The 22,634-nt window shown below is 40.2% G+C and carries 32 protein-coding genes and 2 pseudogenes; 6 read left to right on the forward strand and 28 right to left on the reverse strand.

Features of this window, described 5'->3' with window-relative positions; translation table 11 throughout:
* Positions 1-3: 3 nt before the first annotated feature.
* The 4 genes and pseudogenes from KUH03_RS05820 to KUH03_RS05845 all read right to left on the reverse strand — a co-directional run bounded on the left by KUH03_RS05820 (position 4) and on the right by KUH03_RS05845 (position 2,671).
* The gene (locus KUH03_RS05820; protein WP_257091986.1) at positions 4-390 is read right to left on the reverse strand and encodes a Glu/Leu/Phe/Val dehydrogenase dimerization domain-containing protein; all 387 of its coding nucleotides are present in this window, start codon (positions 388-390) and stop codon (positions 4-6) included.
* Positions 362-1,486, reverse strand: a pseudogene (gene hppD, locus KUH03_RS48200) (4-hydroxyphenylpyruvate dioxygenase). Before hppD ends, KUH03_RS05820 begins: the two are co-directional and overlap by 29 nt.
* A 112-nt stretch (positions 1,487-1,598) precedes the next feature.
* On the reverse strand, positions 1,599-2,102 hold the full coding sequence (locus KUH03_RS05840) for a hypothetical protein (protein WP_306429466.1): 504 nt from the start codon (positions 2,100-2,102) through the stop codon (positions 1,599-1,601).
* Entirely contained in the window at positions 2,102-2,671 is a 570-nt protein-coding gene (locus tag KUH03_RS05845) for a hypothetical protein (RefSeq protein WP_257091991.1), read from the reverse strand. The genes KUH03_RS05840 and KUH03_RS05845 overlap by 1 nt, the downstream gene beginning before the upstream one ends.
* A gap of 312 nt (positions 2,672-2,983) precedes the next feature.
* On the opposite strand from KUH03_RS05845, the gene KUH03_RS05850 reads away from it, so the two are divergent.
* Both KUH03_RS05850 and KUH03_RS05855 read left to right on the forward strand, forming a co-directional pair.
* Positions 2,984-3,958: a fumarylacetoacetate hydrolase family protein gene (locus KUH03_RS05850; RefSeq protein ID WP_257091992.1), complete on the forward strand. Its 975-nt coding sequence runs from the start codon at positions 2,984-2,986 to the stop codon at positions 3,956-3,958.
* 12 nt (positions 3,959-3,970) lie between these two features.
* Complete coding sequence (locus KUH03_RS05855; protein WP_257091993.1) at positions 3,971-4,552, forward strand: flavin reductase family protein; 582 nt, start codon at positions 3,971-3,973, stop codon at positions 4,550-4,552.
* Here the strand turns inward: KUH03_RS05855 and KUH03_RS05860 are convergent.
* The 19 genes and pseudogenes from KUH03_RS05860 to KUH03_RS05955 all read right to left on the reverse strand — a co-directional run bounded on the left by KUH03_RS05860 (position 4,524) and on the right by KUH03_RS05955 (position 15,577).
* Complete coding sequence (locus KUH03_RS05860) at positions 4,524-4,676, reverse strand: hypothetical protein (protein WP_257091994.1); 153 nt, start codon at positions 4,674-4,676, stop codon at positions 4,524-4,526. The two genes, KUH03_RS05855 and KUH03_RS05860, sit on opposite strands and share 29 nt — an antisense overlap.
* A gap of 295 nt (positions 4,677-4,971) precedes the next feature.
* Positions 4,972-5,346, reverse strand: a complete 375-nt coding sequence (locus KUH03_RS05865; RefSeq protein ID WP_257091995.1) for a hypothetical protein — start codon at positions 5,344-5,346, stop codon at positions 4,972-4,974.
* Positions 5,328-6,053 carry a hypothetical protein gene (locus KUH03_RS05870; RefSeq protein WP_257091996.1) on the reverse strand — a complete coding sequence of 242 codons (726 nt, stop codon included), beginning with the start codon at positions 6,051-6,053 and terminating at the stop codon, positions 5,328-5,330. The genes KUH03_RS05865 and KUH03_RS05870 overlap by 19 nt, the downstream gene beginning before the upstream one ends.
* Complete coding sequence (locus KUH03_RS05875; RefSeq protein ID WP_257091997.1) at positions 6,005-6,409, reverse strand: FAD/NAD(P)-binding protein; 405 nt, start codon at positions 6,407-6,409, stop codon at positions 6,005-6,007. The genes KUH03_RS05870 and KUH03_RS05875 overlap by 49 nt, the downstream gene beginning before the upstream one ends.
* Entirely contained in the window at positions 6,388-6,597 is a 210-nt protein-coding gene (locus tag KUH03_RS05880; RefSeq protein ID WP_257091998.1) for a hypothetical protein, read from the reverse strand. The genes KUH03_RS05875 and KUH03_RS05880 overlap by 22 nt, the downstream gene beginning before the upstream one ends.
* The gene (locus KUH03_RS05885; protein ID WP_257091999.1) at positions 6,575-6,751 is read right to left on the reverse strand and encodes a hypothetical protein; all 177 of its coding nucleotides are present in this window, start codon (positions 6,749-6,751) and stop codon (positions 6,575-6,577) included. Before KUH03_RS05885 ends, KUH03_RS05880 begins: the two co-directional genes overlap by 23 nt.
* Positions 6,748-7,971: a polyamine aminopropyltransferase gene (locus KUH03_RS05890; RefSeq protein ID WP_306429702.1), complete on the reverse strand. Its 1,224-nt coding sequence runs from the start codon at positions 7,969-7,971 to the stop codon at positions 6,748-6,750. The genes KUH03_RS05885 and KUH03_RS05890 overlap by 4 nt, the downstream gene beginning before the upstream one ends.
* A gap of 106 nt (positions 7,972-8,077) precedes the next feature.
* A complete protein-coding gene (locus tag KUH03_RS05895) occupies positions 8,078-8,296 on the reverse strand; it encodes a DUF350 domain-containing protein (protein WP_257092000.1) in 219 nt (72 codons plus the stop codon).
* Positions 8,297-8,310: 14 nt separating this feature from the next.
* Positions 8,311-8,877, reverse strand: a complete 567-nt coding sequence (locus tag KUH03_RS05900; RefSeq protein WP_257092001.1) for a hypothetical protein — start codon at positions 8,875-8,877, stop codon at positions 8,311-8,313.
* Positions 8,878-8,945: 68 nt separating this feature from the next.
* Positions 8,946-9,734, reverse strand: a complete 789-nt coding sequence (locus tag KUH03_RS05905; RefSeq protein ID WP_257092002.1) for a hypothetical protein — start codon at positions 9,732-9,734, stop codon at positions 8,946-8,948.
* 14 nt (positions 9,735-9,748) lie between these two features.
* Positions 9,749-10,027 carry an S-adenosylmethionine decarboxylase family protein gene (locus tag KUH03_RS05910; protein WP_306429703.1) on the reverse strand — a complete coding sequence of 93 codons (279 nt, stop codon included), beginning with the start codon at positions 10,025-10,027 and terminating at the stop codon, positions 9,749-9,751.
* A gap of 160 nt (positions 10,028-10,187) precedes the next feature.
* Positions 10,188-11,585 (reverse strand): aromatic amino acid hydroxylase, encoded by a 1,398-nt coding sequence (locus tag KUH03_RS05915; RefSeq protein WP_306429704.1) that lies wholly within the window; start codon positions 11,583-11,585, stop codon positions 10,188-10,190.
* Positions 11,531-11,944: a hypothetical protein gene (locus KUH03_RS05920; protein WP_257092003.1), complete on the reverse strand. Its 414-nt coding sequence runs from the start codon at positions 11,942-11,944 to the stop codon at positions 11,531-11,533. Before KUH03_RS05920 ends, KUH03_RS05915 begins: the two co-directional genes overlap by 55 nt.
* Positions 11,945-12,105: 161 nt before the next feature.
* A pseudogene (gene tyrS / locus KUH03_RS48205) lies at positions 12,106-13,276 on the reverse strand (tyrosine--tRNA ligase).
* Positions 13,277-13,348: 72 nt separating this feature from the next.
* Complete coding sequence (locus KUH03_RS05935; RefSeq protein ID WP_257092006.1) at positions 13,349-13,501, reverse strand: hypothetical protein; 153 nt, start codon at positions 13,499-13,501, stop codon at positions 13,349-13,351.
* Between the two features lie 229 nt (positions 13,502-13,730).
* Positions 13,731-14,459, reverse strand: a complete 729-nt coding sequence (locus tag KUH03_RS05940) for a hypothetical protein (protein WP_257092007.1) — start codon at positions 14,457-14,459, stop codon at positions 13,731-13,733.
* Positions 14,460-14,639: 180 nt separating this feature from the next.
* The gene (locus tag KUH03_RS05945; protein WP_257092008.1) at positions 14,640-14,936 is read right to left on the reverse strand and encodes an SH3 domain-containing protein; all 297 of its coding nucleotides are present in this window, start codon (positions 14,934-14,936) and stop codon (positions 14,640-14,642) included.
* Positions 14,933-15,058: a hypothetical protein gene (locus tag KUH03_RS05950; protein WP_257092009.1), complete on the reverse strand. Its 126-nt coding sequence runs from the start codon at positions 15,056-15,058 to the stop codon at positions 14,933-14,935. The genes KUH03_RS05945 and KUH03_RS05950 overlap by 4 nt, the downstream gene beginning before the upstream one ends.
* A 42-nt stretch (positions 15,059-15,100) precedes the next feature.
* A complete protein-coding gene (locus KUH03_RS05955) occupies positions 15,101-15,577 on the reverse strand; it encodes a BON domain-containing protein (RefSeq protein WP_257092010.1) in 477 nt (158 codons plus the stop codon).
* Between the two features lie 606 nt (positions 15,578-16,183).
* On the opposite strand from KUH03_RS05955, the gene KUH03_RS05960 reads away from it, so the two are divergent.
* Positions 16,184-17,041 (forward strand): DUF695 domain-containing protein, encoded by an 858-nt coding sequence (locus tag KUH03_RS05960; RefSeq protein ID WP_257092011.1) that lies wholly within the window; start codon positions 16,184-16,186, stop codon positions 17,039-17,041.
* Positions 17,042-17,103: 62 nt separating this feature from the next.
* Positions 17,104-17,724, forward strand: a complete 621-nt coding sequence (locus KUH03_RS05965) for a murein L,D-transpeptidase catalytic domain family protein (RefSeq protein WP_257092012.1) — start codon at positions 17,104-17,106, stop codon at positions 17,722-17,724.
* Here the strand turns inward: KUH03_RS05965 and KUH03_RS05970 are convergent.
* The 4 genes from KUH03_RS05970 to KUH03_RS05985 all read right to left on the reverse strand — a co-directional run bounded on the left by KUH03_RS05970 (position 17,718) and on the right by KUH03_RS05985 (position 19,221).
* Positions 17,718-17,855 (reverse strand): hypothetical protein, encoded by a 138-nt coding sequence (locus tag KUH03_RS05970; protein ID WP_257092013.1) that lies wholly within the window; start codon positions 17,853-17,855, stop codon positions 17,718-17,720. The two genes, KUH03_RS05965 and KUH03_RS05970, sit on opposite strands and share 7 nt — an antisense overlap.
* 61 nt (positions 17,856-17,916) lie before the next feature.
* The gene (locus KUH03_RS05975) at positions 17,917-18,168 is read right to left on the reverse strand and encodes a hypothetical protein (RefSeq protein WP_257092014.1); all 252 of its coding nucleotides are present in this window, start codon (positions 18,166-18,168) and stop codon (positions 17,917-17,919) included.
* 37 nt (positions 18,169-18,205) lie between these two features.
* Complete coding sequence (locus KUH03_RS05980) at positions 18,206-19,000, reverse strand: hypothetical protein (RefSeq protein ID WP_257092015.1); 795 nt, start codon at positions 18,998-19,000, stop codon at positions 18,206-18,208.
* Positions 19,001-19,026: 26 nt separating this feature from the next.
* Positions 19,027-19,221, reverse strand: coding sequence for a hypothetical protein (locus tag KUH03_RS05985; RefSeq protein ID WP_257092016.1), 195 nt, complete (start codon positions 19,219-19,221; stop codon positions 19,027-19,029).
* A gap of 162 nt (positions 19,222-19,383) precedes the next feature.
* Here KUH03_RS05985 and yiaA point away from each other — a divergent pair, with 162 nt between their 5' ends.
* Positions 19,384-19,827, forward strand: a complete 444-nt coding sequence (yiaA, locus tag KUH03_RS05990; protein WP_257092017.1) for an inner membrane protein YiaA — start codon at positions 19,384-19,386, stop codon at positions 19,825-19,827.
* 423 nt (positions 19,828-20,250) lie between these two features.
* Here yiaA and KUH03_RS05995 read toward each other — a convergent pair whose 3' ends face one another.
* Positions 20,251-21,591 (reverse strand): sigma-54 dependent transcriptional regulator, encoded by a 1,341-nt coding sequence (locus KUH03_RS05995; protein WP_257092018.1) that lies wholly within the window; start codon positions 21,589-21,591, stop codon positions 20,251-20,253.
* A gap of 273 nt (positions 21,592-21,864) precedes the next feature.
* On the opposite strand from KUH03_RS05995, the gene KUH03_RS06000 reads away from it, so the two are divergent.
* Positions 21,865-22,503, forward strand: a complete 639-nt coding sequence (locus KUH03_RS06000; RefSeq protein WP_257092019.1) for an ATP-binding cassette domain-containing protein — start codon at positions 21,865-21,867, stop codon at positions 22,501-22,503.
* Positions 22,504-22,634: the final 131 nt, after the last annotated feature.

A 22,634-nucleotide genomic window follows, 5' to 3' on the forward strand; every position in this document is an offset into this window, starting at 1 on the left:
ATATTAAGATCCCCTCCTGTCCCATAGTAATTTTTTTAATAACGGTGTCACCACCTTAAACCAACGGTCTAAAACCTCATTTTTGCGTGGATCATGTGGATCAAAGTCGATACCAGATTTGGCACCACCGATAGCGGGGCCTGAAACTGTAAACTTTACTTCCATTGTTTTGGCAAGGGACTCTACTTCATGCCGATCCAAGCTTGCACGCATCCGTGTGCCTCCGCCCGCTGCACCGCCCCGCAACGAATTGATAACAATCCATCCTTTTGCATCAGTTTCACTATCTTTCCACTCAAATACGATTTCCGGACTCCGGTGCTCAAATGCACGCAATAATTCTTTCATACCCAACATATCCTTATAGATTACCTCTGCGTTCCTGTTCACGTTCGATTGCTTCAAAAAGTGCCTTAAAATTGCCGGCGCCAAAACTCTGCGCGCCTTTTCGCTGAATAATCTCATAGAATAAAGTTGGTCTATCTTCTACAGGTTTGGTAAAAATCTGAAGGAGATACCCCTCTTCGTCACGATCCACCAAAATACCCAGTTCTTGGATAATCCGGATTTCCTCATCTATTGCTCCAACCCTTTCCGGTAGCATGTCATAATATGCTTCTGGAGGAGCTCCTAGAAATTCAACCCCTCTGGATTTAAGTTCACGCACCGTACGTACAATATCCTTCGTTGCCAATGCCGCATGCTGCACACCTTCGCCCTCATAAAATTCAAGATATTCCTCAATTTGAGATTTCTTTTTCCCTCAGCAGGTTCGTTGATCGGAAATTTTACATAGCCATTGCCATTACTCATCACCTTACTCATCAATGCCGAATATTCGGTATTGATCTGCTTATCATCAAAGGACAGGATGTTGACAAAGCCCATCACATCCTGATACCATTGAACTGTTTCATTCATTTTATTCCAGCCTACATTGCCTACGCAATGATCGACATAGAGCAAACCGGTCTCTGCTGGGTTATAGTCGCTTTCCCATTTTTCATATCCGGGCATAAATAAACCATTGTAGTTCTTTCGCTCCACAAAAAGGTGCACCGTTTCTCCATAAGTGTATATCCTGCAGTCCAGACTTCCCCTTGTTCATCTTTGAGAAGTTGCGGTTCCTGATAGACTTTTGCTCCCCTTTTGGTTGTTTCCTCAAATGATTTGCGGGCATCATCAACCCATAAAGCCAATATTTTGACGCCATCGCCATGTTTTTGACATGCTCAGCGATAGGATGGTCTGATTTAAGGGCTGTGGTCAGGACCAGCCGTATTTTATCTTGCTTTAAGACATAAGATGCACGGTCTCTAATACCGGTCTCTGGCCCTGCATAAGCCTCCGACTGAAAACCAAAGGCAGTTTTGTAATAATGCGCGGCCTGCTTCGCATTCCCCACATAAAATTCAATGTAATCGGTTCCATTAATAGGTAGAAAATCTTGCGCTTGGGCAATCTTCTCTGCAAATGTATTTGCCATAATTTATATAAAGGTTATTCGTATTTAATTTAACTCATCCAGGATTTAAAGTAATCGGGATCTTCAATTTTTAGCGCCTCTTCGGTCAACATCAGGGGACGGAAAGGGTCGATCATGACCGCCAGTTCCTCGGTTTTAACTTGTCCAATACTTTTTCGACCGTACCGGGATGTGGTCCATGCGGGATACCGCCCGGGTGTAATGTAATCTGTCCTCTTTCAACCGATTTCCGACTCATAAAATCACCATCCACATAATATAGCACTTCATCCGAGTCTACATTGCTGTGGTTATAAGGTGCGGGTACGGCTTTTGGATGATAGTCATACAGACGTGGACAAAAACTGCACAACACAAAGGTATCAGTCTCAAAAGTCTGATGAACAGGTGGTGGCTGATGCAATTTTCCGGTAATTGGCATAAAGTCATGAATGGAAAATGCCCAAGGGAAATGATAGCCATCCCAACCAATAAAATCAAAAGGGTGGCTTCCATAGATGTAAGGATAAATCAATCCCTGTTTCTTGATTTTCACCTCAAAATCACCAAGCTGGTCAAAAGTTTCCAGATCCTGTGGTACACGGATATCCCGCTCAAAAAAGGGAGCATGCTCCATCAGCTGGCCAAATTCATTACGATACCGCTTTGGCGTACGTACCGGCGAAAACGACTCAACAATAAACAATCGGTTGTCTGTCTGATCAAATTCCATCTGGTAAATTGTACCCTGGGCACAACCAGATAATCACCATACTGAAAAGGAATACTTCCGTAGCCCGTCTTGAGTTTCCCTGTTCCCTGGTGCACGAAAATAATCTCATCAGCCTGACTATTTTTATAAAAATAATCCGTCATGGACTGACGGGGAGCAGCCAGTGAAATGTGTAGGTCCTGGTTGACCAGAACAGGTGTACGGCTTTCTAGGTAATCATCTTTGGCCTGAACCTGAAATCCTTTTAAACTGGTATGTTTAAGATGTTTTTCACGGGCAATCTTTGGAGTAACATCATAAGGTTCACGGATCTGCTTGACCAACGTAGGCGGGTGGCAATGATACACGAGCGAATAAAGACTGGAAAAGCCATGGGTAGAAACCAATTCTTCAGCATAGAGCGTATGATCGGGCTTTCTAAAAACAGTATGTCGCTGTGCTGGAATTTGCCCTTGTTTAACATAAAATGGCATAATTCTACGATTTAAAACGGTTATAAAAAATAAATGAATATCAACGTTGCCAATAGCATCGATTGGCAAAAAATTCGAGGGGATTAGTATTGGGCGAAAACGATATCAGCTATAATTGCTCTATTAAAAGCAATATAGGGCATGGATGACGCAAAGCGATGTATTCCACGATTGATCATTTTTACTAGTTTATAATGTTATAATAAAGGTAAGAATATTTTTCTATTTTCAAGGGAAGAAATATTTTTTCAAAACTTATACGATATATTTGTGTCGCATTCAAAGATTGAATAACCAATAGAATATTCCGATATGAGAATTGTTACGTGCACGAAAAATGGCCAACATGAATTAGGTATTATAATCAATGACCGGGTATACAACTGCTCGGAGATAGCTCCTTCCCTTCCGACCGATATGGCTGATTTTTTGATCCGTGGAGATGAAGCCATAAATGATTTAAAGTATTATCACAGTGCATTGCTGGAGGGACGGATATCCAGACCTCACCAGTTATTGCAAGATATTCAGCTTGTTGCACCAATACCGCATCCGACATCAGTGCGTGATGCCTATGCTTTTCGGCAGCACGTAGCGACCTCAAGAAGAAACCGCGGACTGGATATGATTCCGGAATTCGATGAATTTCCTGTTTTTTACTTCTCCAATCATCAGGCCATACAAGGCCCAGGCCCGATACAATGTATGCCACTGCATCTTGAGCAACTGGATTTTGAACTTGAGGTAGCCATCGTAATCAATAAAACAGGTATAAATATCCCTGCCTCAGAGGCTGATAAATATATTGCCGGATACATGATCATGAATGATTTTAGCGCTCGAAAACTCCAGATGGACGAGATGAAATTAAGCTTGGGCCCAGCCAAAGGAAAGGATTTTGCTACAGCAATTGGCCCATGGCTAGTCACCAAAGACGAATTGGAACCTTATAAAATTAATTCTTCAGGAGATCATATTGGTGACAGATACAATCTCGACATGTCATGTCGCGTGAATGGTCAACAGGTTTCTTCCGGTAATTTTGCTACGATGCACTGGACATTTGCCGAAATTATCGAACGCGTCTCCTATGGTGTACGTCTCTTTCCGGGAGATGTGATCGGTTCCGGAACAGTTGGAACAGGATGTTTTTTAGAACTCAACGGCACTGGACGCATGGAGAATCCTGCTTATCAGGATCAATGGTTGCAGGTAGGCGACCAGATCGAGCTGGAAGTAACAGGCTTGGGCAAGCTTTCCAATTCCGTTGTATTATACCACCAATAAATCTATACAAAAATGAATTCTTCTTCTTTCGATACAGTTACTTTTGAGTCCTCGGCTGATAAAGCCATCATTGATAATTTAATCAAATATGCTATTGCACCTCGTCCCATTTGTTTTGCGAGTACAATCGATACAGCGGGCAATGTCAACCTGAGTCCTTTCAGCTACTTCAATCTGATGTCACACCAACCACCAATATGCGTGTTCTCGCCCTTGCGTCGTATGCGTGATGGCAGTACCAAGCATACACTGGACAATATTCAGGAAGTCAATGAGGTCGTCATCAATATCGTAAACTATGCGATGGTACAGCAACAGTCACTGGCCAGTACTGAGTACGGCAAGGAGGTAAATGAATTTGACAAATCTGGATTTACACCGATCCCATCCTTACACGTTCGCCCACCGCGGGTAGCGGAATCTCCGGTTCAACTGGAATGTCGTGAGAGAAGTGATCGCCCTGAGCGACGAACCCGGCGCAGGAAATCTCGTTATTGCAGAAATACTCTATATGCATGTACACAAAGAACTCTTACACAAAAACAATACGATAAAACAAGAGGAACTAGATCTGGTCGCCCGTCTCGGCGGTGACTGGTACTGCCGTGTAACCAATAAAAACCTCTTTATTGTTCCTAAACCACTCCGCAGTCTGGGTATTGGCGTAGATCAGCTGCCCGAAGGTATTCGCCTTTCCAAAGTACTTACTGGAAACCATCTCGGGTTACTGGCCAATGTAGAATCCTTGCCGGTTTTAGAGCAGGCCTCCCAGGAGGATAAATATTTAAACTATCTCCGACTGAACTTTCAGCAAGATTCAGCACAAATGACAAAAAAGTACATGAATACGCGGCGCAATTGTTGGATACCGAGCAATTAGACAAAGCATGGCAGGTACTATTGAGCCTATAAGAACTTCGATCCACAATACTACAGATAGACAAACCTGTTAAATATCGGGGACCGCAATACCTATTGCACACAAACAGAAATCCGGAGGCATAGGCCGACAGCTATGCTTCCTTTTGACCAAGGTCAGCTAGAACCTGATCGGTTATGGTGATTCCCTGATAAAAGGCTTCCTCAAAGATAGATATACCACTTAAATCAGAATGTGCAAAATAGACTTTATCAGCAATAGGTTTTGTCAGTTCGATACGCGCTTCGTCTGATAGAAAACCACTGACAGGGCTGATCATGCCATGCCCGTGTCGAAAAATTTCTATACTGATGACTTCATTTTCTATTCCATAATGTGCCTTCTCCAGATCTTCCATAATAAACTCTTTCCATTGCTGGTCTGTCCACTGATATAGTTGCTTCCGGTTTCCGTTGAGGTCCCCATCTCCCAGACTATGATAATAGGTAATCACAAAAGGGCTTTGCAACTGATTGAGGCTCTGGTGCTGATCATAAACATAACCCAATCCCTTTCCGTTATAAATAATATTTTCCCAGGAAAGTGTCGCACCATCTGTAAAGGGAAACGATGCAAGACAATAGTCGCCACGATCCAAGGTGCATAATGAAATTTTTTCGTCAATGCCGTACGGTTTGGCAATAGATACTGATTGACAAACTGTGGGCAACAATTGATCACCTTCTGGGCTCTGATGGTCTTTGACAATTTCGCTTTATCGTCGAAGACTGACACTTCCACAGCATCTTGCCCAACATGTATCTGATAAGCCAGATGTTTATTCAATACCCTACCATCCGCATATTTTTTTAAATGGCTGACCAATCGCCCATTCCCTTCCTGCCAGGTGAGCACCAGATCCTGGTAGGCAGACCAATCGTGCTTTCGGCTCGCAAAGTAATGTATAGCAGCAAAAGCAGAAGTGGCTGCGATACCGGTACCATAATCGTCACGACAACAGTAGTTCACATAACTAAAAACAGGTTCCGTCTTATACCCCTCTGATTCCATCCATGAACGCATCGTCAGGACATCCAATCTTTTGAGATCATCCGACTGCGAAGCATTGCGCATCGGGATATCAAAAACGTACTTTCCATCGCTACCTTTCAATTGCTTAAACTGACTCATCTGCGCCATAAAACGATCAATTTCAGCCGCCTCCTGCTGGGACACTCCATAGCTGGGAACAATGCCTTCCTGCCAGATGTTATGGATGAAAAGTCGTTCCTGCGGAGCAAAGGACAATTGTTCCTCATCAAATAATGGAACACCCCCTCCGTCCAGCCGACGATAATTTTCGATTCTTCCAAAAACCGCAGCAACTCCTTATTGGAAGCATTCGGAATAGGAAGATAATGTGCTCCCAGGGGATAACGACTATAAGCATTCTCGCCATGACGCGCATTGCCTCCTACTTCAGACTCCATGTCCAAAAGCAGAAAATCGTTCATTCCCCGTTGTTGCAAACGATAGGCAGCCGATAGTCCGGTTACACCAGCACCTAGAATCAGAATAGGTATTTCAACCACTGCTGTAGATTTGGGAAATTTTGGAATCGCAGACGATGCCCCAAAATATGATCTGTCCCCGTCAGGCGCAAAAAAATACGGTTCACCTTTTTCTTACAGGCCTGAGCAAACTGCAGGCCGATTGCCCCCAAGAATGCAAGCTTGAGAAAACCACGCCGCGAGGGATTAAATCTTACTCCATTCTTCATCAAAATACCGCACTAAAATCTGATTGTCCAAACGGTTTATTTCTACATGATCCGCACGCATGTCAGCCGGAAACTCAGTCAGTTCTCTAAAATGATAATTGTAATACCGCAGCTTATCCACCCGTCGGACGATATGCTTAAATTGTTGTGTCATATTCGCTGAAAATAGACAAAACCCCATTCGCCGAAGGATGGTACATAGGTGTGATAGGCGACAGTATTTGGAAAAACCGTGCTGATTGTCTCATGGATACACCAGTAAGATTTGGGTGCAAAATAAGGCGAAGTTGTCTGTACGGACACCATGGTATAGGGTGTCATCAGCGGCAGTAGACTTTGATAAAAACTTGTCGTGTATAATTTTCCAAGACTATAGTTTGATGGATCCGGAAAATCGATAATCATGACATCGTATTTTTCCTTTGCAGATTTTGCCCAGATAAATGCGTCCTGATTGATCACTTTTACCCTTGCGTCGTTCAGCGAGCCCTTGTTGTGACTGACCAGTAGTTCATTTGTCTGGAACAATTTGGTCATACCTTCGTCCAGATCCACCAATGTAACCTTTTTTACACCTGGATATTTCAGAACCTCCCGGACAGCGAGCCCGTCTCCACCACCCAAGACCAATACATTCGATACATCTTTGGCCATAGACATCGCCGGATGCACCAAAACCTCATGATACCGATATTCATCTTTGGTGTTGAACTGTAAATTATTGTTCAGAAACAATTGATATTCACCCTTGCTCTCTGTTAGAACAATACGCTGATAGGGTGTAGAATGTTTATAGACAATATTATTCCCATATAATTGACTTTCGGAATATTTAAGCAAATCATCGGAATAAAAAAACACAACCGAAAGCAATACCAGACAAATTATTGATTTGGCTTTAATCCAGTTGGGATTTTTAAGTCTTTTAGCGAGATAGAATGATAGAAAAACGCCTACCAAAATATTAATGATCCCAAAAAACAGCGATGTTCCCATCACACCCAGCCGGGGAATCAACAGGATAGGAAACAAGACCGAAGCGATCAATGCGCCGATATAATCAAAAGCAAACACATTGGAAACCAATTCCCTAAACTGAACCCTATCTTTTAGAATATTCATCAATAAGGGTATCTCCATACCGCAGAGACAGCCCGTCAGAAAAACAAAGAAATAGAGTACAAATTGAAAGTGTTCAACCTGCTGAAACAGTAAAAATAAAACGACAGAACTGCAACCACCAATGACGCCGATCAACAGTTCGATATCAATAAACCGGTCAAAAAGGTTTTTGGTGATGTACTTCGCTAAAAAGATCCCACCCCATCGAGAACAGGTAGGTACCGATAATAAATGAAAACTGCTTGACTGAATCTCCTAATAAATAGCTCGCCAATGCACCTGCAACCAGTTCGTAGATAAGCCCGCAAGTAGCAATAACAAATACCGCAAATAAGAGAAAATGGGCAGATTGCTCTTTTTACCCATGTATTGCCGCAGCTATTATAATCGATATGCCTAATATAAAAGCCGCAAAAACAATTGCCAAAGCCATGTTTTTATTCTGTACGATCTCTTGCCAAGACTTTTCTGGTGTCAGTCGCTCGATAAGCCAATAGGCCAATAACAATACAGCAATTCCAATAAACGAATAAATCAATGATGCTGCAATTCCTTTATAAAACAATTCGTAATTCATTTTTATATTAATTTTTATTTATGACCTGAACCATATCCACTATAACTGCCACCGCTACCATAAAAGGATCGACGATAATGCGATCTTGACCCTGTATAAGTATGGTCTTCCAAGTTGCTTGTCCGCATTGTAGTCCTGCAATCTGTGGAGGAATTTACAAATAGATTAACTGCAACAAAAAGGCAAAAAAATGCAACTAAAGCTACACCCAACCGATCAAATTTTAAGATATCGAAATAACCTAAACCTTCAGCCCGAGCAACAAAATCTTTATTTTTAATCGCGAGAATCTTGCTTCTAAAAATCCCCACAAGGACAACAATACCCACTAAACAAAGAATTAAAAAGGTATAACTGGTACCTCCGTATGTTAATTTATAATCCTCTGTGAGTTCAAAATTAACATCCATATCGGCCGCACCATTGGTTGAAGAGGTTACAAAAACAAGGTGATAGATCCCCGGTTGGATACGACAAAAATCGACGGTCAATCCACTTGCATAATTAACGTCATTATTCTCGTGCACAGCTGTACCAGACTCAATAATCTCATTTGTCTTTTCATTGACCAATTTAATCATCAGCTGGATGGGATGGCTTTTAGATTCCGATATTCCCTCCAGTACCAGCTTCTTGGGTTTATTGCCTTTTAATTCAAAAGAGGCGCCGACAAATTCCGAGTTGGCCTTTTTGCGGGGAATTTTTCATCAAACTTATAGGTATCCTTACCGATCTGTCCCCAATTTAAAACCCAGAATAGAACTGCTAGCAGCAAAACAGCAAAGACACCAATATTTCTCAGCTTCGTCCCTACCCCCTCCTTTCGGGCAATGTAGTCGTTATAAGTGTCAAAAATTTTATAATAGCCCTCATCCTCCAGGTAAATCCCCTGGTAGTACTGTACGTCATTATCAATAAATTCCTGAGAAATAAAACGATCCTCATTAACTGTTTGAATGTAGGTCAGGGTCGTTGACGTCGATTCCAGATCTTCAAATATAAAGCCCTCTGCATAGACAACAGTTTGTTCATCCGTATACTCCAGGTCATAGTGTCTATTACCAAACTTACATGAGTTGCTTTTCGGTAAAAGCGTCACCTGTTCCCGATCAATGGTGTGTAAGGCACAAGTATAGTCCACGCCATCGCTGAAGTAGATATCGTCTTGATTCGCGTTTAACCCCACAAACTCATTTCCATATTCGCCACTTTTTGTAAAGCGCTGTATCTTGGAGATAATATAATAGCTATTTCTCTTGAATTGAACAGACTCGCCCAAAGTAGCCCATTGCATGACTAAGGGAGCCGAAAACTCCTTCACATAAGTTAAGGTTTCGACCGTCTTACCTTTAAAATAACTATGACAGTTTGCACAAACGAAACCTGAAAAATCGGTTACCTCGATCTTAAAGCGGTGTGCATGGCCACATTTTTGCATATCACATCCATAAACTACCGATTAACCACAGTTTCGTTAATAACTATTGCATTAAAATAAGTTTTAAAGAGCTTACCCAAATGCAAAACTTTTTCACTGTTATCTTTTAGATAATTACAGAGATAAACATCTAATGTCAATTGTCCAAATTCCGGCCAGGTATGGATACAGATATGGGATTCCATTAAACAAATTGCAGCGGTAAATCCACCACCCTCAAAAGAATGGGTGGAAATACCTACAATTTGTAAATTATGGATATTGATCTGCTTTTTGTAAACTCCAAAAAGGATCTATAGTAGTCAATAATGATGCCTCCTCGACCTGCAATGTCATCAGCAGATGTTTTCCGGGAGTATACTTTTCGTTCATCAGAAATAACTGGATAAATTAAACGTTCCAAATATAAAAAGTTTTACCAGATTTTTATACTACGGGAATCAATCATTTCACTCAGTGATTATTTAACGGCTCTTCTTTTGCCACCCGTAGACCATCATCTATCAGTTTTTTCAGGCTGGGTCGAATTGTAATAATAGTTTTAAGCTTACCTTGTGCACTTTCAGCTAAATCGTAGGCATGATTCGCCCAGGCGATCTCATAAAGTTCTATTAGAGCGAGCCAGTTATCTGTTATTTCAGCAGACAACTGATCAAAGATATTCGTCCAATGTTCCGTATCAAATGTCCCCGACCGCAGTGTTCCGATCAGCGCATGCAAGGACAGCAATTTTGAGTCTTCATTTTGTGTATACAATAAAGTCGATGGTTCTGCGATCTCTTCGCCAATGGACTCATAAGCATCTTTATCAACTGCACCTGCAAAGACTGAAATAATCTCCGTACCAACAGCCATGTCGTAAGTTCCCCACTCCGGTTTAAAATAAATTTCCTTCCGGTCATTTCGGTAGACTTCGCAATCTTCAAACGAAATCAATACAACTTTGCCCGCTTGACGCACAACCTCCAAAACAACGCCCTCAACCACGATCCCTGAAGAATAACGCAAAGAACATCGCTTTCCTTGACTAATGCCATAAGCACTCAATTCTTCATCTGAAAAGTCGGCCAGGTCTTTGTTGTTGCCTGTCAGGTAACCAACCGGAGATCCAAATCCCTCCCGATGATAACTTATGCCATGTCCTTCTAATTGCTCCCCTGAAAACGCCAGTGCCGTGGGGCCTGTTGTCTGTATATAGGAAATAGATTGATCATTATTCGCCGCTTTAAAAATACCTGACACCTGCAATCCAGAACTATAAACTGCAGTACATACAGCCTGACAGTCAATCGCTTTCTCCAAACTCTGCTTACCTCCAAGCCGGAAAGCCATGGTATCTGCAAACTGATTCAGGACATCCATTAAATGTTCAAAATCGGGTGTGACAAACAATTGCGGCTGTGGCTTAGTAATGTCATAGGTATATGCGACAGTATTTAAATCATAAGGTAGCTTTGGCACCGATTTTTGCATACAACTGGCACTTTCGCCAATGGAAGACAGTAAACCTGCACCATAAATCTTAGGATCATCAAGGCTACCAATCAGACCATACTCCACGGTCCACCAATGCAACCTACTCAGCAAAGCCATTTCCGAAGGTTCGCCCATATTGTCCTGAACGGTCTTCAACTTGTTTTCAGCTTCCGCCAATTCGGCTTCGGTTGTACCTGCGTGCTCTTTTAAAATTGATAAATGGCGAATAGCCTCATACAGTTCGAAATCCTTCCGTGACGACAATGCTTTTGTTCCAATTTCACCAAAGTACTGCAAATAAACCGCATAATCGGGCTCACCTATGATCGGTGCATGGCCAGAAGATTCATGAATGATATCTGGTGCGGGGTATATTCAATATGTTCTAATTGTCGGATATCTGCGGCTATAACCAATACCCGATGTGCCTGAAATTCCATAAAAGCTGCAGGTGGTATAAATCCATCGACCGTTACTGCTCCCCAACCAATTAATTTCAAACTATCGTTCATCTGTTGCAGATCCGGTATATGTGCAATAGAGAGCCCCGCTTTCTTCAATCCCGGTATGTATGGGTAATAAGCAACATCTTTTAAAAAGGAATAATTCTGACGCATGACATACCGCCACAAGGCTTGATCCAAAGCCGTATAACGTTCGTATTGCTGGGCGACTACATAGCGCTTTAAATGTTTGGGCAACTGCTCCAAAACAACATTATTATATGTTTCCATTTATAATCGGTATCAAAATAAAGTGTGAGACTTTGTATGAAGGTAGAAAATATTTATGGTTTCCAAAAGGCCAACCTTACATTCTCGCACTTTTTTACAAAATATATCAAAGGTATAACTCACAAAACCTTCCTAAACAAATCTAAAAAAACTTCTTTTTCCTAATTTAATTCTAAAACCAGTTTCCAGATCAACGGGCAGATCAGCATCCAGCCATTTGTTCGAATCAATCTGTACTGCCCCTCAGCAATGAGTCTGCGAATAGCGGACTTGCTCAGATCTTTCTTTAAAAAGTGACAAAGGTCGACGAGCTTTGCAACAGAACCCAATTGCGCATGAACATGTTGCAAGGATACCTCTTCAAAACTTTTATCATCAAATGATTTTTGCTGGAACTGTTTAGCAAAAAAATCCAATGCCTCTGCAGCTGCCTGCGGATCGTGGTATTGGACTACGAGATTATGCGCAATAAGCTTTTTGACTTCCATCGGGTTTTCGCCTATTTCCAGCCGTGATTTTAGAACCTTCTTTTCCGTCGGGGTAAAGTCTGTCGTTAGGTCTATATAATCTGGGATTAAGCCATCGGGAATAGACATCGCTTTGCCAAACATTTCATTCGGTTCATCCAACAGCCCAATGGTATTATGCAGCGATTTGCTCATTTTCTCCTTACCGTCCAATCCTCTGAGCAGCGGCATACATAAGACAAGCTGAGGATCGAGATTAAAAGATTCCTGAAGCTGGCGTCCCATTGTACAATTAAACAATTGGTCTGTCCCCCATTTCAATATCGCTTTTGATTTGTACGGAATCAAACCCCTGCAATATCGGATAGATAAGTTCATGCATTGCGATCGGCTGATTATCTGTAAAGCGCTTATGAAAATCATGCCGCTGCATAAGCTGCGCGACCGTCACTTTGGAAACAAGCTGAATAACCTCCGCAAAATCCAATTGATCCAACCAATCACCATTAAAGACAATTTTTGTCTTTGACATATCAATAATTTTAGCTAATTGCGCAATATAGGTTGCAGCATTCTCAGCTATTTTTTCCTGATTCAAAGGTTTGCGCGCTTTATTTTTACCCGTTGGATCCCCTATCCGCGCGGTAAAACTCCCAACCAAAACAACGATTTGATGGCCCAGTTCCTGAAATTGCTTAAGCTTTTTCAACACCACAGCATGCCCCAAATGAAGGTCTGGAGCCGTAGGATCAAACCCGAGTTTAATAATCAGCGGACGCCGAGTTTCTTTGGATTGTTGCAATTTGGACCTCAGCCCATCCTTTGGCAACATAATTTCAATGTTCTCTTCTAAATCTGTTAACATAATGCTATAAAACAAAAAAGCCCGAACGTTATGTTCGGGCTTAGCTATATAAATAATTAATTTTTCTAAATTTTAATAGGCATAAGGTTCCCGAACTACTATCGGGAGATAATAATTAAAGAAAAATGGAAGACGTAATATGTTGTTCATTTTCTTCATTGCCTCAACAAAGTTAACGCTATATTTCCAAAAATCAAAAAAGCCACGATAATATAGTAATACCATCCCCTCTTATTCAATACCACATGATAGCTGACTCCAATCAGCTCTTATCAGCCGCCCAATTACACTTTATCCTCTCCTATTAAAAACTCAACTACACGTTATTCTCATCTCCTTTTTCGATCCACTACCATTGCTTTTCTCCAGTAATTTACCCTCGGCATTATATACATATCTCTCAACTTGGCCATTTCGTTTTTTCTCAACAATTTTCTTCAATAATAATTGGTTCTTAAAATATTCCTATAGCTCGAACCATTGGATTTGTACAGCCGTTCGACAAGATTATTATGCTGATATAAGTCGGTATAATTGATGTTATCTTTTTATAGGTATGTTTAAGTAGTTGGCCGTCCCTATTGAAAGACTTCGATTCGACGACCTGGCCGACACAATCCAACTTCGCTTTATAAAGTAACTTGTTATCCAGGCCATACTCCGATTTACTGTGGTCAAACTCATTTTCAATCGTATAGTAGCTGTCAAAAAAAGTCTTTAATACTTTCTTCTTTCCGATATTAGGTTGATAAATCACGATCTTTTCCTGACTGATTTTACCGTTTCGGAAATCACGCTGTACACTTGAAGTATCCGTAATTGTATACTGAAAATCCAATGTCGCATCAGTCTGCACATCCATTTGCTGCATCACACCATGCCTGACCTGAACTACAGCACGCTTCCCTTCCTTTTCAATCTTAAAATTTCCATCCACTAAACCATCTTTGTTGACCGCAATAAAGGCATTAGAGGGGCCCATAAATTGATTTTGTTGCACAATATATTTTCCTTGCTTCAATTTAGTGACTTGTCCTTGTTCAACGATGTTAATAGTGTCTTTTGGAGATTCTGATAAATGTAACTGATACCTGTCTTTATCCAATCGGACATACTCCTGGGCTACGGCTATCTGTCCCAGCAAAGCAATACATGGGAACAAGAAAAATTTCAATTTCAACATATTGTAATAAGTTTGTTGCAAAACATATATTACAATTATTACACCAAAAACCGCAAGTCCAGATAAAACTAAATTCAAACAGGATATATTAAAACCTTAAAACAATGGCATACAGACAAAAAAAAAGGAGAAATATCCTTAAGATAGATCTCCTCATATTTTATTCAGGGACTGATCGTATTAGACAGACTCAAGGTATTGCGCATAGCAATACCCTTCTTCATTATCGTTGGTCCGAACTAACCACCATTGCTCATTAGCTTTGCTGATCAATGTGATAATTTCACCCTTCGCTGCTTTTCCTACAATAGGCTGGTCAGTTCCGGGGCCTTTTCGAATATTTAAGTTGCTATTCTCTGTGATTACCTTTACCTGGCTTCCGGGCACCTCTGTAGCCACATCAACATTTAAGACAACATCACCGGTCTGGAAGTTGGGATCTATATTTCCATAAATTTCCCACAATTTATTTTTCACATCAGCGGTCGGTGCAGTACCCTAATCTGAAGCACACCATCCATTTCAGCGTAATTCAGATCGTTAACTCCTGAAGATTGCGCAGTATCCAAAAGAACTTTATATTTTTCTTGTAATGACATAATTTTTGCTATTTTATTTTTTTACAACAATACCACTCAAATCTACTTTTTTGGATTTAGATTATCCAAACCTTGTTTCAACGTAACAATCTTTGCCTGTTCCAACGTTCCTGTTACCGAGATAATTCCATCTTTAACACTCGCCTGAACGGATGGAAAATCTTTCATAAACGTATTTACAGCTGCTCCAAGTGTAGCATCATTATTTGATACTGTAATAGGTGCCGGTGTTGTTGCAACAGGTGCACTCACAACAATATCATTTTGAATAGATTTGACATCCTTATCCCCTGCTGTTTTTGCGATCGATTCAATTTGTTGCTTTTCTTCCTCGGACGCTACAGTGCCGCTAAGGATTACTTTTCCTTTTTCCACCTCAACATCAACAGTTTTACGTCCCGTAAGTGCATTTTCGATCTTTTCCTCTAATTTATCATCCGATAACCCCGATTTACATGCAGAAAAAGAAAGTACTGCAGATGTTGCCAAAAGGCAAAATGTTAATTTGTTAAATTTCATATTTAAATAATTATTTGTTCATCAATTATTTTCTGATTAAAGTATTCACGAACTCTACGCGGTATAAGGATCTATTCTCATTGCTATATCCGAACGCGATACCCCTGGTTTGTTTTTTTATCAAATAGAATATCCTGATTATTCGCGCAAATCTGTTTGCTATCAGTCATGGCTATTTCAGCTGCTCCATCTTAATTTATATTTTCCAATACTATCCTTAACAAACTGCTAGACCAATTGTTTGTCACATAATTTTTAAACAGCAAATCACTTGTTGGATCATAATTATATCATTAATTTTAAAAGCAAAGGTGTAACAGGGCTTACATACGATATAGGGTTCCAATCGAATAAATAGTAACTATGGGGTTTTTTAACAATATTTTTGGAAAGAAAGAAAACAAAAAGATAGCATACAGGATTTTTGGAATTGGTTTGCAAAAAACGAACAAAACTTTTTCAAATTGTAAAAAATGGGGATCAGATTGATCAGAATTTTTCAGCAAGCTCTCCCCAAAAATTGACGCGCTTCGAAAAGAACTCTATTTTTTAACTGGAATGTACAGCGACGATATTGCTGAGCTTGTTATTACCCCCGATGGGGTTGTGAAAAATATCGCGTTCGTCGAAACCTTGGTCGGCTCAGCTCCAACGCTCCCAAATTGGAAGTTTACCGCCTTAAAGCCGGCGATCGAAGACATGGAAAAATTCAAAATAACGATGTATGGATTTTCCTTTGACATTAATGACATGTATTTTTACCCCATTGAACACAAATACCGCCCGGATGATGTCGATATTGTAATTGTACACCCCAATTACACGGAAGAAGACAAAGCCAACATCGCTCATGGAGTTGAAATATTCTTAGATAATTATATCGGCGAGCTAAACTCGATCATCACCATTGACAGTTTAAATGTCACCTCCACTGACCAGGCAGCAGGAGAGCTCATTCCATTGATCAAATTAAAAGACTATTTAATATGGCGGGAAAAAGAATTTGTCGAAAAATATACAGATGTCAGGCATGAGACCGAAAATGATTCCTACACTGCTTTTGAGGGCATGATGCAAAACGATCTACCTATCTTGGCCATAATAAACACAACACTTTTGGACTGGGACGGAAAGGCATCACACCCCTGGATCGTAACGTTGCGGATCAATTACGATGGAACTTCAACCAATGGTATGCCTGACCAGACGACATACGATTTAATGGATAAATTCGAAGACGACTTAATGGCTAGACTTCCACATGATATTGGCTATCTCAATATTGGGCGAGAAACTGCGGACAACATACGGGAAGTTTACCTGGCCTGTACAGAATTCAGAAAATCATCCCAAATAATAGATCAGTTAATTGCGCAATATCGAAATAGGCTTGAAATCGACTATGCGATCTATAAAGATAAATATTGGAAATCCTTTGCGCGATTTAATAAAACAATAGAATAACAAAATAGGCGATTGAAAAATAATTGTGCATACTTCGCTGAACAAAAAAACCAACCTAATAAATGAATAAGTTCATTCTACTCATTATCGTGATCGGGATAGGTCTGATTGCTTTCAAAGTTTCCCGAAAGCACACATTTGCTGCAGACAATACCGAAAACACTATGGCATCAGACTCAGCGCGGTATATTAGCGCATTCGATCGGGTCAAAGATCTCATTAAAAAGGATAAAAAATACAATAAGAACATCGCTTTTCTTCTCGACATGAAGAAGCTTTCCGGAAGGAATCGATTTTTCGTTGTTGATCTCCACAACAACCGGATCCTGGATCAAGGTTTGGTAGCCCATGGTTCGGGTTCGGAAACCGGAAAAGCCGGCAGATTAAAATTCAGCAATCAAGACAACTCCTATGCAACCTCATTGGGCATGTACTCCATCGGTACAGCATATAACGGCAGTTTTGGAAAAGCTTATAAGTTATATGGGCTTGAAGAATCCAATAGCAACGCCTACAGCAGAAACATCGTTTTACATAAATACGATAGGATGCCCGATGATGAACAGATTGCTCCCATATGTTTAAGTCAGGGTTGCCCAATGGTAAGCGTAAAATTCTACGAAAGACTGCAACCTATTATTGATTCCTCTCCAACACAAATTATCTTAAACATATATTATTGATCCTTTTTCAGCTCCGATTTCCTAACCAAACTCAATAAAGCCTGATAGGGGCTTTCCGATGTGACTAGGGATTTTAACCAAGCGATGAACCCCAGCACAAATAAATCCTGATTTTCTGCATGATCGGCCATCACCTCGATATCGGTTATAAAAACAGCATTCTTTACGACCGATGGATTTTGCAGATACTTTTCAACCAGTCTTAAAAATTAACAACCCGACCTTCCCGCACGGTTTCCAGGTATTTTTGTACCGACGTTTAAAGCTTTTTACGCGTGAAATTGCTAGATCAATATCCGCAAACTGAATATGTATCAATATCTCCAACAAGCCCTTACGAATCGTCCATAACATCCCCATTTTCTTCTCATACCAAGCATCCGTTCGAATCAACTTTCTTAATTCTGCTAATGCAAGTTTATCTTGAAATTGTGTCAGAAACATAACCAGGCATAATTGCAGGTCTGCAATATCGGTCTCGTTAGACTTTAATGTTGATTGTTGGATCCCTAAACGTAAAATAGCAAGTGCCTTTGCCCCTTCCCCATGTAATGGTAATTGAGTGCCTTGAGCAAATAATAACGTAAATGAAACTGAACCCGATGAACACTCCCGGAGAACAACCAGCAATCAGCTGCTCCAAATACGCTAAACTTTCGTGAAATAATCTATTCCGCAAATTGAAATTAGCGAGGTAATAGAGAATATGCAGATAGTAAAACAGGTGGTGCACCGAATTTACCTTTTGCTTTGTTATAAACTCATCACTTGTTTTCAAAAACGACAGAACTAAGGCATAATTCTGATGTATCGTAGCATATTCATTGGCGATAAACAATAGCTGATATAGCGACTTAAAAGACAATAGTTGCCGTAATGAAATATCATACTTGCCAATTGTATCGATCACCAACCGATTTAGATCAACGATCTTCCCTTTCAAATGAATATCTTGCAATTCGACCCTTAGAAATGCATAGGCAATTTGGAATTTCACCTCTTGCTGCATTTTATGTTGATTTGCCATCAAACGATCAATCAGCAATTCTAAATTAGGTCTGGATTCCACATATGCATATTGCAACCTCAATTGCAGGATTTCATTGAGCAAGCTAAACTGCTCCAGAAGTAAAGCCTTTTGTTCGGCCCGTTGAAGGCATTTAAATCCAGGTTTTATCAGATCATTCTCCAACAAAAAACGTCCAACAATAAGCAGTCTCAGGGCTTCATGCGCCTCACTGTTATCCCGTTCAAAGGTTTTATTTGAAATAAACAATAGTAGGCTATCATGTAATCTTTTCCTTAATGCATGATAAGCGTCTTTATTTTTGAAGATCCATAGAGTTTTTTTAACCTATTTATATCATCAGTTTCTAAAATTTCGAGCAACCTGATATTCTTGACATCATTCCGCTTATTTTTCCTTTTCAGGAAGCTTTTAAAGTCCTTAATATCATCATTATCTAATACACTAATAAGCTCTACAATTGAATCCATATCGCCAAATTTAGCAGAAAATCAAATTTAATAAATAAAAATATATCATCAGTATTTTTACAAATTGATTTTATATCCTATTGAATACTCCTGATATTTGAATCAACAAATAACAAAAACAACAATAAAAAATTAAAATTATGGAACCGCTAAAAAACATGATTGAAGAAAAATTTCAAAAAGGATTCGAACACAAGAAATCCTTTCAAACCTACAGGAGCCTTCATTGGCGCATCGTGGACAGCGCTATTGGTAGGAACTATTGGTTACTGTGTGGGGTTATGGAATGCGACTATGGCGCTCAATGAAAAGGGATATTATTTTACCATTCTATTGTTTGCCCTATTTGCTGTTATTTCTGTTCAAAAAAGTGTAAGAGATAAAGCTGAAGGGCTTGCTGTCACCGAACTTTACTATGGTCTAAGTTGGTTCGCAACAATTGCTGCGGTAGTCTTATTGATTATCGGATTATGGAATGCTGATCTGCTACTGAGCGAAAAAGGATTCTACGCCATGTCTTTTTCACTAAGTATATTCTCTGCGATCGCCGTTCAGAAAAATACACGGGATGCTAAACTTATTGATGACAACGAGATAAAACTTTAGCGGTTTGCCGATCCTGTGGCCGCTGGCTGCCATGCCGCAGGATCTATTGTAAATCATTAAAGGGAACAAAAGGGACTGTATTGAAAAGCAGATTTGACAAATGAAGCTAAGATATATGTCCCTTTTCCTTTGCTTATTTATTGCTATTTCTTTGCTTATTCTAGGCCGTTTCTTCGAAGCTTCTTTGGGCTTTCTAGGGACTTTCCTTGGGTTTTCTTTGCCGTTTCTTTGCTGTTTCTTTGGTGTTTCTTTGGTGTTTCTTTGGTGTTTCTCTGCTATAATGGCAATAAAACAGGCTTCAAACGGCAAAGAAATAGCAAGCCAAGTAGCATGCTGGTCCCAGCAAGGTGTAAGGAATACCGACAAAACAGCCTCAAAGTCAAGAAAACAAATGCAACAAGACGAATTGTGTTTAGTCTTGTTTTATTGCATTTTATACTCCTCAATTTTCCGGTACAATGTTGCTACACCGATCTCCAGCAATCGTGCAGCTTCGGCTTTATTCCCATTTGTGTGTTGCAATACACGCTGAATGTGTTGACGTTCTATATTTGCCATAGAGAAACCGGAAGACAGCGCTTGTTCCGATTTCAAACTATTCATTCCAAAAGGAAGACTGCTCAGATCAAGCTGCCCATCTTCACTCAGTATGACACTACGTTCAATCACATTTTTCAATTCACGGATATTTCCCCGCCAAGGATTTCGTTCAAGAGCAGCAACAAATTCAGCCGTCATTTTTAGCGGTTTGATATTCGATTTTACCGCAAAAATATCTGCGTAATATTGAGCCAGCAAGCGAATATCCTCAATACGCTCACGTAGGGGTGGTAGTTGAATTGTAAATACGGACAATCTATAAAATAAATCGCTTCTAAAATGTTCTGAATCGATTTCAGCTTCAAGGTCTCGATTTGTTGCAGCGATAATACGGACATCCACTTTCGTCGGCTTGGAATCACCTACTTTTAAAAATTCACCGGTCTCCAGTACACGCAGAATTTTGGCTTGGAGTTCAATCGCCATCTCACCGATCTCATCCAAAAAAATAGTTCCCAAATGAGCCTCTTCGAATAGACCACGCTGGTCCTTTGTCGCTCCTGTAAAAGCCCCTGCTTTATGTCCAAACAGTTCATTTTCCAACAGATCTTTTGTGAAAGCCGCACAATTAATAGCGACAAAACTACGCTCCTTGCGTGGGCTGGCCTGATGAATCGCTTGTGCAAATACCTCTTTACCTGTCCCTGTTTCCCCTGTTAACAGGACCGTCGTACTTGTTACGGATACCTTTTGCGCAAGCGCAATAGCCGATTTAATCGCAACAGAACTTCCTATAATTTTGTCAAATGAAAGCCTATTACCTAATTGCTTTTCCAACTGTCTTACCCTGCGCGCTAATGCTACTTTCTCACAGGCTTTATAGAGTAAAGGAATAATCCGGTTGTTGTCATCACCTTTGGTAATGTACTCAAAAGCACCATTTTTAATCGCCTGAACTCCATCCGGAATATTACCATAGGCAGTCAATAATATGATTTCAACAATTGGATAGCGCTCCTTAATCAATTTCGCAGTCTCCACACCGTTGCCATCAGGCAACTTAACATCGCATAATACTACATCGACGTCGAAAATATCAAGCTTTTTCAAACCAGATTTGATATCAGCAGCTTCGATTACTTCAAAACCCTCCAAGCTGATGATCTTAGCAAGCAGTTTACGAAGCTTCTCTTCGTCATCAATAATAAGTATTTTATTCACCATGTTTTTTTCAAAATTACGATTTGTTCAACGCAAATAGCAATAATTTACATTCAAAATTTGGGGCACTATTACACAAATATATGTTTAAACATTAAGGGATTTGACTATAGATAAAAACAGTTGTTTTGAGATTAGAAATAAACTGGTATATTTGTGGCTCTTAAACTCGAATAAAAACTGTATGTAAGATTAAGATTCTTTAGAGCGTAATAAATACCAACGGTAAATAACTTACCGAAATGGCCTGTTTTTAACATTATAAAGAATTTTAGCATGATTTCATTACAACAGATATCCTATATACATCCGAATAAAGATTTATTGTTTGAAAACATAAGTCTAACAATCAACTCACACGAGAAAATAGCATTAATTGGCAACAACGGTGTTGGTAAATCAACATTATTACGCCTGATCGCCGGAGATCTATTACCCACAACAGGCGGTATGCATAGTGATACCCGCCCTTTTTATGTGCCACAAATTACCGGACAATACAATGATTTAACGGTCGCACAGGCTCTTGGTATTGACAAAAAACTAAATGCTTTTTATGCCATCTTAGCGGGCAATGCCTCTGAGGAAAATTTTAATATCCTTCAAGATGACTGGACGCTGGAAGAACGCTGCCAAGAGGCTTTTGGATATTGGAATTTGCCTGAAATTCATTTGACGCAGAAAATGTCGGATCTCAGTGGTGGCCAAAAGGCAAAAGTTTTGTTGGCAGGGATCCAAATTCACGAATGTGAGCTTATCCTGTTGGATGAGCCCAGCAATCACCTGGATATTGACAGTAAAAAGCTGCTTTATCAATGGATACAGTCTTCAAAACAAACCATCGTTGTTGTCAGCCATGACCGAACACTGCTCAATCTATTGGAGGACACACTAGAAATGACGCCGAGGGTATAAAACGATACGGTGGAAACTATGCATTTTATGAATCTCAAAAAGAAATAGAACGCTATGCACTAGAACAGGATATCCATCATCAGGAAAAAGCGATCAAAATAGCCAAAGAGAAAGAAAGAGAGACGATTGAA

It is taken from the genome of Sphingobacterium sp. E70 (assembly GCF_019285695.1).
In the GTDB taxonomy this organism is placed as follows: Bacteria; Bacteroidota; Bacteroidia; order Sphingobacteriales; family Sphingobacteriaceae; genus Sphingobacterium; species Sphingobacterium detergens.